This is a genomic window from Staphylococcus sp. AtHG25 (assembly GCF_003217445.1).
GTDB classification, from domain to species: Bacteria; Bacillota; Bacilli; order Staphylococcales; family Staphylococcaceae; genus Staphylococcus; species Staphylococcus haemolyticus.
Genome location: NZ_QJSN01000027.1, coordinates 1 through 10,561, shown reverse-complemented (window position 1 = coordinate 10,561; position 10,561 = coordinate 1). Strand labels below are relative to the sequence as shown.

Annotated in this window: 6 protein-coding genes and 5 pseudogenes; 9 read left to right on the top strand and 2 right to left on the bottom strand. The window is 29.0% G+C overall.

Annotation, left to right across the window (positions count from 1 at the left end):
• Both BDW31_RS11890 and BDW31_RS11885 read left to right on the top strand, forming a co-directional pair.
• Positions 1-252, top strand: a pseudogene (locus tag BDW31_RS11890) (poly(glycerol-phosphate) alpha-glucosyltransferase); the annotation flags it as partial.
• 9 nt (positions 253-261) lie between these two features.
• Positions 262-1,992 (top strand): Mur ligase family protein, encoded by a 1,731-nt coding sequence (locus BDW31_RS11885; RefSeq protein WP_110709675.1) that lies wholly within the window; start codon positions 262-264, stop codon positions 1,990-1,992.
• Positions 1,993-2,338: 346 nt separating this feature from the next.
• Here the strand turns inward: BDW31_RS11885 and BDW31_RS11880 are convergent, their stop codons facing one another.
• Complete coding sequence (locus BDW31_RS11880; RefSeq protein WP_053025643.1) at positions 2,339-3,118, bottom strand: serine hydrolase; 780 nt, start codon at positions 3,116-3,118, stop codon at positions 2,339-2,341.
• A 106-nt stretch (positions 3,119-3,224) separates the two neighbouring features.
• Between BDW31_RS11880 and BDW31_RS12540 the strand changes: the two are divergent.
• Together BDW31_RS12540 and BDW31_RS11875 are read left to right on the top strand one after the other, a co-directional pair.
• Positions 3,225-3,372, top strand: a pseudogene (locus tag BDW31_RS12540) (immunodominant staphylococcal antigen IsaB family protein); the annotation flags it as partial.
• Between the two features lie 359 nt (positions 3,373-3,731).
• Positions 3,732-3,824 (top strand): type I toxin-antitoxin system Fst family toxin, encoded by a 93-nt coding sequence (locus tag BDW31_RS11875; protein WP_001791613.1) that lies wholly within the window; start codon positions 3,732-3,734, stop codon positions 3,822-3,824.
• A 148-nt stretch (positions 3,825-3,972) separates the two neighbouring features.
• On the opposite strand, the gene BDW31_RS11870 is transcribed toward BDW31_RS11875, so the two are convergent.
• Positions 3,973-5,181: an ApeA N-terminal domain 1-containing protein gene (locus tag BDW31_RS11870; protein WP_053025647.1), complete on the bottom strand. Its 1,209-nt coding sequence runs from the start codon at positions 5,179-5,181 to the stop codon at positions 3,973-3,975.
• A 166-nt stretch (positions 5,182-5,347) separates the two neighbouring features.
• Here BDW31_RS11870 and BDW31_RS11865 point away from each other — a divergent pair, with 166 nt between their 5' ends.
• The 5 genes and pseudogenes from BDW31_RS11865 to BDW31_RS11855 all read left to right on the top strand — a co-directional run.
• Positions 5,348-5,956: a recombinase family protein gene (locus BDW31_RS11865; protein WP_053025648.1), complete on the top strand. Its 609-nt coding sequence runs from the start codon at positions 5,348-5,350 to the stop codon at positions 5,954-5,956.
• A 567-nt stretch (positions 5,957-6,523) separates the two neighbouring features.
• Positions 6,524-6,658: pseudogene (locus BDW31_RS12975) on the top strand (YSIRK-type signal peptide-containing protein); the annotation flags it as partial.
• Between the two features lie 372 nt (positions 6,659-7,030).
• Positions 7,031-9,118 (top strand): annotated as a pseudogene (locus BDW31_RS11860) (fibrinogen-binding adhesin SdrG C-terminal domain-containing protein); the annotation flags it as partial.
• A gap of 126 nt (positions 9,119-9,244) precedes the next feature.
• Positions 9,245-9,370, top strand: a pseudogene (locus BDW31_RS12970) (LPXTG cell wall anchor domain-containing protein); the annotation flags it as partial.
• Between the two features lie 124 nt (positions 9,371-9,494).
• The coding region (locus BDW31_RS11855; protein ID WP_110709671.1) for a poly(glycerol-phosphate) alpha-glucosyltransferase at positions 9,495-10,561 on the top strand (1,067 nt) is incomplete at its 3' end.

The window sequence follows — 10,561 nt, the reverse complement described above, 5'->3', positions numbered from 1 at the left end:
GCCAAAGAAACTGGTTATGGGGAATTAGTAAATCATTTGATAGATGAGGAATATTTAAAAGAAGTTATTGATATTAGAGCAGATTATCAAAGAGTAGGCTTCTTTTACCCTGAAAATGCAATGTACTTTAAAAATCCATCTAGAATCTTAGGAAGTTTCTTTATTAAACACCATGGTTATCGTGTCCGTATTGATGATATTGAGCATTATCTATCAGGATATGTACAGTACCAAAAGGCATTCAAAAGGTAGGTAATGATTATGCTAACAATTGGAAATATTTATCATATTATAGGTGGAGAGTTAAAAGATGCTCATAATGCGAAAACAAATGAAATAGATGATTTTGAGACAATTTATAAATTTGTGAAAAACAAAAAGACTGCGTATTTTTCTCCAAATAAAGAAACATGGGCAAGAGAATTGGGAAGAAATAAAAATGCTTTAGATGGTAATGATTTAGTTGATAGACAAAATGAAGAAATTGGATTAATTATAACTGAAAGATATATTTCCGATTTGAAATTTTCTGTTCCTCAAATAATTGTAGAAGATTCTGTTCAAGCATTTAAAAAACTGGCTATAATTAAGACAAGGATTTTTGAAGGACTTGCGGATAATGGAGTAGCAATTATTAATAATGATACATTATATGCAGGTTACTTAGTAGACAAAGCGCGAGAAAATACAAATAATGTCTTAACTTATAGTATTAAAAAGGATAGTAATGCAGATTTAACTGTTGATAATATCAAGTATAATAAAGGAAATATTGAATTATTAGTAAATGACCATAAAAATGAAGAAGACATTTATCAGCTTAATACGATTAGTGAAGGGATGGTTTCTAACACACTAGCAAGTATGCTAATTCTGAAAAGTCTAAATTTACCAATAAAGAAAGACTTACTTAAGAATTTCAAACCTTTTTCAAAAATATTAGCACTGAAAGAAATACAAACAAAATCTCATAAACTAACTTTACTGGATGATACACATAATGCTTCTTTGCCTGCAATGATTAATGCAATTAGAGCGTTTAATAGTCAAACAAAGTTTTATACAGGTCATAAAATAATTGCCCTGGGAAAAATCAGTGATTTAGGTCATAAGTCTAGTGAAACACATTTACAACTAGTTGAGGAATTAGAAAGTTGTAATGCAGATTACATTCTATGTAAGGATCCGGAGTTAAGACAAGTCGTAAACAAAGTTCGAAATAAGAATATAACTTGGTATCCTAATAAGGAATTACTAATAAATGATTTAAGATATTTATGTAATGAAGATTCTCTAACTTTACTAAAGTCTTCTGTAACTGGCACAGATTTTCCAGAAATAGCTAAATCGTTGCCTAACATTTTGAAGTTGAATGACGTAGAATTTGATTTTGATAATCTATTTGAGAAACTTAGTAAAGTAGGAAAAAGCTATATTAGAGTAAATAATGACACTGGCCAAATCATTGAAGAATTTAATAGTGATATGTCTCAAACCATTGAGGGAATGGGCCCACTCATTTATTATTTAAAAGCTGTAGATGAAAAATTAGAAAATAGAACGATTAACATGAAGAGTTGGCCAACTAATAATAGTAAAACTGGCTATGTTGAAGGTCGAGAAATTGATACTTATACATTACTAAAAAATATGACTAACTCACCACATCCTTCTGAAATCTATGAGTTAGCTAATGAGTTATTTGAAAATCGCTCAAATCGAAAAAAGTATATTAATCATTTGATAAAAAACCTAAGATTATCTAGTTCGATAGCTACTAACCTAACTGGTCGTTTTAGAAGTAGAGATCGACAAAGTTATACTGTAAAAGATTTATATCAAATATATAAGCATTATAAATATGATTTGTTTAGGTTTAATAATTCTTTTATTTTAGGACTTAAATATAAAAGTGGATTTATACGTGGAGAAAAAGAAACTATTATTTTCACTTCATATCAAGACCCCAAGTCTAACTTTAATAAATTTTAAAGTCTTTTTCTTAATATTTTATTGTATCTAATCTATATTCAAGTGCATAATTCTAGAGTTTTGTTCTTTTTATAATTTTAATGTGCTAATAGTCATGACTACCTGTTTTATAGGTAGTCATGACTATTACACATACGTATGAAATTAAAATTTAAAATCTTTGTGTATAACCCTTTAGATTAACTAAATTTTATTAAGAGGATGATTGATTATAACTTATACTTATTTTTCTAATTGTTTGATAATCTTTTTATTGAAATCATCTAGCTCAACTACTACAACTGATTCATCACTATGTTTACTAAAGAGTTATTATTTTATATACGATATTTACATTATCTATATATTAGAGATAATGTTCCTCGATGTATCTTGCAACTGCATTAGCTAAAATATTAGAAGATGATAAAAGCATAAAATGTATTGCATCATTTAACGATATTATGTCTCCTACATATATATTATTCATGTTATCTTCAACAATATCGCTTTCTTGAATTTTGATTTTATCGTTTAAGTCAATCGGATACTCTAACGCAGTTATTAGCGTTAACAATTTAGTTATACTAGCAGGATTACTTTTATCTGATTCATTTTTCGAAAAAACACTGTGAGGTTTAAAGTTCTTTAAAAGTTCTATATTTTTTAATGGATATTTAAAAACCGTAAATGAATTTGCATCTATGTTACTTTCTTTATTATCTAAAACAGTATCCATAATAAGTTTTACTTGGTGAAACCTATTTCCTTTTGCTTTTAATACTGTTACTAAATATATCTCATCTTTAGCATATAACAGGACACTTAAATTTTTTATAAAACCTACGGTACCTGTCTTTCCACCTAAAATATCATAATAATTATTTAAACTTTTATTATATACAGTACTTTTAATTTCCGATTTTCTTGTATTATCTCCTAATATTCTTACTATATGTTTCTCTTTTTTCCAAATTTTAACGATAATTGGATTTAAACTTGCTTGTAATAACAACAATGATAAATCGTAACTTGTTGATAGTTGTCCTTTTTTAGTTAATCCTGACCCTGACGGATTTTTAAAATTTGAGTTTAACATTCCTATATTTTTTGCTACTTCATTCATTTTACTTATAAATAAATCCATTTATTTTCACCTATGCTCTTTTAGTATTCAAAGTTAGTATATAATAAAAATTAAAGGGGTGAAATTGATGATTAAAATTATTAATGTCCTTAAACGTTTTAAAGCTACATTAATTCAAAATTATGGTCAACCAAATTATTACTCTCCTACTTCAGCATGGGGTGAAGTATATATGTACAAAATTGGTAATAAAAAATGTCCGATTTTATATTGACAATGGCTATGTGAATAAATGTCAAATTATGAGTGAATAAGACATTTTAGGTATAAACCGTGAGGTAAGTTGCAAATTCGCTTACTTCACGGTTTTTTATTTAAAGTGAATAAAATAAATAATAGGACACGCATTTATGCCGAGAAAATTTATTGATTGTTGAGAAGAACCCTTAACTAAACTTGGAGACGAATGTCGGTATAGCGTGAGCTATTAAACTGACCATTCGACAAGTTTTTGGAGGATAATCTTCTTGTCTTGATACCATAAAAAACAAAGTTATATAACATAAGACGGCTTATCGGAAGTTATCTATTATCCCTTATTCAGAGATGATATAATATACAGGTCGCCTATCTCTCAGGCGTCAATTTAGACGCAGAGAGGAGGTGCATTACTTTGCTAATCATTTTCGTTCACATCATAGCACCAGTCATCAGTGGCTGTGCTGTTGCGTATTATACTTATTGGCTTAGTAAACGCAACAAATAATTAATAGGCGACTTATAAGCCAGCATCGAAAAAATCCCCACACTATTGCAGTAGTGTGGGGATTGGTGCATTAATTGTTAATCATTTTCGTTATCTAGATTATAACACTGGTTAGTAGAGGAATGCAAAATAGTTTATTGATTACTAACTAGTGAGTGATCTTTAATAAAGATACTATTTCACTAGAGGGAATGCCTATCTTAAACATTATAAAAGATTTATGAAGTTGAAGAACAAAATTGGAGATATTAAATATATTATCTTTTTGATATGTAGGTTTTTCTGATGGTGGAAAATAATGAGAATAATAATGTCTATAATCCTTCAAATAATCATGTAACTTTTCGTCATAATTAACAATGCTTTTTAAATAATTTTGTAACTCGTTATCTAATGAGTGAAATAAATCTTTATATCTATTTATTAAAATGATTTGCTGATTTGATACGAGCCTTCTATGCAAACCTTCATTTATTTTTAATAAGTCAACTAGATAATGTTCAATAAATTTTGGCGTATACATTAACTTAATATAATTTGAAAATATATCTTGAAACGAATCATGATTATTATAAAAAAAAGAATAAATATTTGATAAATATTTATTAAGGAAATCTTTTGTAACGTACGTAATTTTTGTTTTATGGTGCTCCTTAAAATTGAATGGTAAATCTACAAAAACCCTAAAAGCTTCTTTTTTAGAATACAATATGATACTTTCAATTTTATGTTTTTCATTAGTTATAAAGCTAAAAATGTAAGCAATATTAAGGGCATCTGAAATACATTTATCACTAGTTAAATTGTTTTTATACTCAAATTTTAGTGAATTCTCATATTGAAAGGTGATTTCGTTAAATCTAGTTCTTTTACGATTTATTTTACAATCTGAAGAAAGACGAACTTCATTCAATGAAATTATTTCTTTCTTTAGATTAGCTTTATCGATAGAAATAGTATATTCATTATTTGTTTGATCCCTTTTAATATCAAATGGTATGTGATTTATATTTTCTTTTAGACCACTAAATTTAACACTTATGCTATCAAAAGTTTTAGGAATCTCTGTATGAGAAATAGATACCCAAATTTGAGTGAATAAATACTCATATTCGTTACTTCCTGGAAAATTTATAGTATGTCTCGATAAAATGCCGTTTCTAAGATACAATGTTTCTCCTTTTGCAGTAATAAATTGGCATTGGTTTATTCTTTCTTCATAATCCATATCAGTATTAAATAATAATTGATAATTACTACCATCACTTTTTAAAATTCCAGTTTCCTTAAAATCAGATATAATTAATGTTCCAGATATTTCAAAAGTATCAGTATTACTAATTTTTTTTAATTTCATTAATAAACTCCTTGCTTACCAATATAAAATAGTATTTATATTATATCATTTAATTTCAGAGTGTATGTGCTTTTAGAGTACACCCTAATCATACAGATACAGTTGTTGATTTTATAGCAATTCAAACGTATGATTAGGGTGTATATTAATTGTGGAGTGAAAATAAATGATTATAGGTTATGCAAGAGTATCTTCGGTAGATCAGAATTTAGAGAGACAGCTAGATAATTTGAAAACATTTGGCGTAGAGAAAATATTTACAGAGAAACAATCAGGAAAGTCAGTAGAAAATAGACCCGTATTTCAAGAAGCACTTAACTTTGTGAGAATGGGCGATAGATTTGTAGTAGAATCGATTGATCGCTTAGGTCGTAATTATGATGAAGTGATTAATACAGTTAATTATTTAAAGAATAAAGAAGTTCAATTGATGATTACTAGTTTACCTATGATGAATGAAGTCATTGACAACCCTTTATTAGATAAGTTTATGAAAGATTTAATCATACAAATATTAGCAATGGTTTCAGAACAAGAGAGAAATGAAAGTAAACGTCGACAAGCGCAAGGTATTCAAGTCGCGAAGGCAAAAGGTGTATATAAAGGGAGACCTTTACTTTACTCACCAAATGCTAAAGACCCACAGAAACGTATTATTTATCATAGAGTTGTAGAAATGTTAAAAGAAGGCAAAGCAATTAGTAAAATTGCGAAAGAAGTTAATATAACAAGGCAGACTGTTTATAGGATTAAAAGTGATAATAATTTAATATAGTAACGATATAAATAAGAAATTTTTACAGTGTCTAATTACATTCTATTTATGTAATTTACGATTTTAAAAATAATATCACAAAATAGTTAATGTGAGGATCACTATAAAAGTTGATCTAAAAAGATAATTGTATGAGATGATTTCTCAATGATTAAATTATTTTTAATGCTATTATCCTCATATTTTTGATAATACGAATTTATATTTATAGTGAATTATAGAAGAATAAGAATAGGTTAATACTTACATAATCATTGTAGAATTTGAAATAAAATTTATAAATTAGTAGGATCTGTCAATAACCTTCCTTTATTGGCTTTAAAATACATATAACTAGTAAACCTTTTAAAAATCAAAAAATTATTAAATATAGTAGAACCATATTGGATAATAAAATAACGAATAAGTATTTTTTTAAAAGATTATCATTATTCATCTCTAAAATATGTTTTTAAGTATAAGGTATTGTATTTTAACATTATTTTTTATAAAATTAAATAAATTGCTTTATATATTATTATGTGATTTGGATTATCAAAGCAATTATTTTTTATAAGGAGTGGTTTCTTGAAAAATTCTAAAAGAAAACTGGACTTTTTACCTAACAAATTGAATAAATATTCAATTAGAAAGTTCTCTGTAGGTACTGCATCAATATTAGTAGGAGCAACTTTATTATTTGGTGCTACCAACGATGAAGCAAAAGCTGATGAGACTAGTACTGAAAATGCAATACAATCGAACACAGATACAGCAACAAATGAAGCAGCGAAATCTGAAACAAACACAGATACAGCAACAAATGAAGCAGCGAAATCTGAAACAAACACAGATACAACAACAAATGAAGCAGCGAAACCTGAAACAAACACAGATACAACAACAAATGAAGTAGCGAAACCTGAAACAAACACAGATACAGCAACAAATGAAGCAGCGAAACCTGAAACAAACACAGATACAACAACAAATGAAGCAGCGAAATCTGAAACAAACACAGATAGAGCAACTCATTCGGATAAAAACAATACAAATTCTCAAAATGTTGATTCAGTAGCTAACAATATTCAAAATATGTCAACTATTGGAGAAAAAAAAGAAGCATTAACAAATTATATAGCCGACTCTACTTCAATAAATAAAGATGATGCTGAAGCACAAGTAGAAAGTTTAGGATTAAATTATAATACAATAGATGAAAATACTTTATTAGGTGCATTAGCATTAGATTATTCTAATGATAAAGAAGCAACAACAACATACGCTACATCTCCTACATCAGTAAGAAATATATCTACACCAACTACATTTAGTAATTTATCTGCAACTACATTAGCAGCAGAAGTTCCAAGTAACAATGTTAATAATTTGATTACAGTGAATAACCAAACATTAAGTGAGGGTTTATACGAAGATGGTACTATTCAAGCCCACGATGGTGAAAATATAATTTATACGACTGATTTTTCAATTGATAATGCTGTTAAATCTGGCGATACTATGACCGTTCAATATGATAAACACACAGTACCATCTGATTTGACTGAAAGTGCTAATTCAGTAGATATCGTAGATCCATCTGGTGAAGTCATTGCAACTGGTGTATTTGACAATACGAATAAAACATCTACTTATACATTTACTGATTATGTTGATAAATATGAAAATATTAATGCTAGATTAATATTAAATTCATATATTGATAAGCAACAAGTTCCAAATGAAGAAACTATAAGTTTAAATTATTCAACAGCGAATACTCCAATAACAAAATTGGTTAATATAGATTATCAAGATCCTATTGTTCAAGATGCATCTAACATTGAATCTATTTTCACTAATTTAGATCAAGCAAATGATACAGTTGAACAAACGATTTATGTCAATCCATTAAGTTTAAACGCTAATAACACTAATGTTATAATTAAAAGTGGTGGTGTTTATAATGATGGAGGATTTTATACAGGAGAAGGTAGTACTATTATAGACGATAGTACTGAAATTGAAATCTATAAAGTTTCACCTAATCAATCATTACCAGAAAGTAATAGAATTTATGATTACAATCAATATGAAAATGTTACTAATCAATTTACTGTTGATAAAAATTATGCTCCCAATATGGCTAATATAGATTTTGGAAATATAGATTCACCATATATTATTAAAGTTAAAAGTAAATATACCCCAGGAGCTGACGATAGTTTAGCTATACAACAAGGCGTAAGAATGGAAACTACTAATTCATATGGAAATGTTTCTTGGGCAGGATATACAAATGCTACTGTAGATAGTGATGATCAAGGCGGCGGCGATGGTACTATTACACCAGAAAAAACTTATAAAATTGGTGATTATGTATGGGAAGATGTTGATAAAGATGGCGTACAAGGAACAGATGTTAATGAGAAACCAATTAGTAATGTGTTAGTGACACTAACTTATCCTGATGGTACATCAAAATCTATAAGAACAGATGAAAATGGATATTATGAATTTAATAATTTATATGATGGAGAGACTTATACAGTTACATTCGAAACTCCAGAGGGGTATACTCCTACTCAAGTTAATGTTGGAGATGAATCATTAGATTCAAATGGTGGTTCAGTCACTGTTACTATTAATGGTCAAGATGATATGACTTTAGATAGCGGCTTTTATAAAGATGACTCAGATGCGGATGCTGACTCAGATGCGGATGCTGATTCAGATGCAGACGCTGACTCAGATGCGGATGCTGATTCAGATGCAGACGCTGACTCAGATGCGGATGCTGATTCAGATGCAGACGCTGACTCAGATGCGGATGCTGACTCAGATGCAGACGCTGACTCAGATGCAGATGCTGACTCAGATGCAGATGCTGATTCAGATGCAGACTCAGATGCAGATGCTGACTCAGATGCAGACGCTGACTCAGATGCAGACGCTGACTCAGATGCAGATGCAGACTCAGATGCAGACGCTGACTCAGATGCAGATGCTGATTCAGATGCAGATGCTGATTCAGATGCGGATGCTGACTCAGATGCAGATGCTGATTCAGATGCAGATGCAGACTCAGATGCGGATGCTGACTCAGATGCAGATGCTGATTCAGATGCAGACGCTGACTCAGATGCAGACGCTGACTCAGATGCAGATGCTGACTCAGATGCAGATGCTGATTCAGATGCAGATGCTGACTCAGATGCAGATGCTGATTCAGATGCAGATGCTGATTCAGATGCAGACGCTGACTCAGATGCAGATAAAGATCATAATGACAAAGCAGATAAATCAAATAGTAAAGAATTGCCTGATACTGGTAATGAAAATAATGGTACATTATTTGGTTCATTATTCGCTGCACTTGGAGGATTATTCTTAGTTGGCAAACGTCGTAAAAACAAAAATAATGAAGAAAAATAATAAGTAGATTTCATGTTGACACAATGAAATTTAAAACCAGGCCCTGGAAGGCCTGGTTTTATTTTAAATACTATGATATTAATTGAGAGAAAGAGGATAAATAATTATAAATAGGGTAAAAACTATGGATTTTGAATATAAATTAGAAAAATTATTAACCGCAGTAAATAATAAAATTGAAATGAATAATTATGTTTTTTTAAGTTTGGGTAAACCTAACATCAAAGCTCAAGTTAAACTGTTCAAAAAAACGAATTACCTTAAGCAAGATATTTCGAAATCAGCACTTAAATTTAAAAAGAAAACAGGTCAATTTCCCGAGTGGATTAAATTAGATATTGTTACAACCACTGAAAAAGTTCAATTTACAGAATTGAAAAAAGCGTTAATTAATACACGACGAAATTATGTAGATTTTGGTATCGCATTTGATAGTCTATGGAATTTAGCCGTTTTACCTGAAGAAATTAATGCGAACGCTTTTGTTCGACCAGATAATACGACTAAAGAATTATTTCTTTCTGAAAAAAATATTAATAATTATTTACGTAAATATACGACTAACAAAAAGGCGTTTTCTAATGAATTTTATAATAAAAAAGAAGTTATTAAATTCTATACACAAGGCTTCTTTATAGGTGATGATGAAGTATATGAACTATACAGTAATGGTTATAAAAAAGGTTTGAGAAAAGTAAATGACTTGAATAATGAAATTGATCAATTAATTGAAAGCAGTACTCATTTCTTACAAAATATGTTGTTAGATAATGGTAAATATATTTATGGGTATTTCCCACATTTTGATAATGAAATTGGTTTCTATAATATACTAAGACATTCATCTTCTACATATGCTTTAATAGAGGGGTTAGCTTATTTAGGTAAAAATTTGCAACCTGTTGAAAAAGCAATTGATTATGTTATTTCAAATCAATTACTTGAAGTTGAAGATAAAGCGTATATCTATGATAATACGGAAGACATTAATGAAATTAAATTAGGACAAAATGCTTCATTTATATTCGCTATATGTGAATATTTAAAACATGAGAATAACCCTAAATATCTTGAAGCTGCTCAAAAAGTAGCGAAAGGTATTCTTTCAATGATTGATGAAGATACGTATGAAACGACGCACTTATTGAATTATCCTGATTTAAGCGTAAAAGAGAAATTCAGAATTATTTA

What these genes read in the sequence shown, in the direction of transcription:
- BDW31_RS11885 (WP_110709675.1), top strand. Translation starts at nt 262, where the DNA reads ATGCTAACAATTGGAAATATTTATCATATTATAGGTGGAGAGTTAAAA.
- BDW31_RS11880 (WP_053025643.1), bottom strand. Translation starts at nt 3,118, where the DNA reads ATGGATTTATTTATAAGTAAAATGAATGAAGTAGCAAAAAATATAGGA.
- BDW31_RS11870 (WP_053025647.1), bottom strand. Translation starts at nt 5,181, where the DNA reads ATGAAATTAAAAAAAATTAGTAATACTGATACTTTTGAAATATCTGGA.
- BDW31_RS11865 (WP_053025648.1), top strand. Translation starts at nt 5,348, where the DNA reads ATGATTATAGGTTATGCAAGAGTATCTTCGGTAGATCAGAATTTAGAG.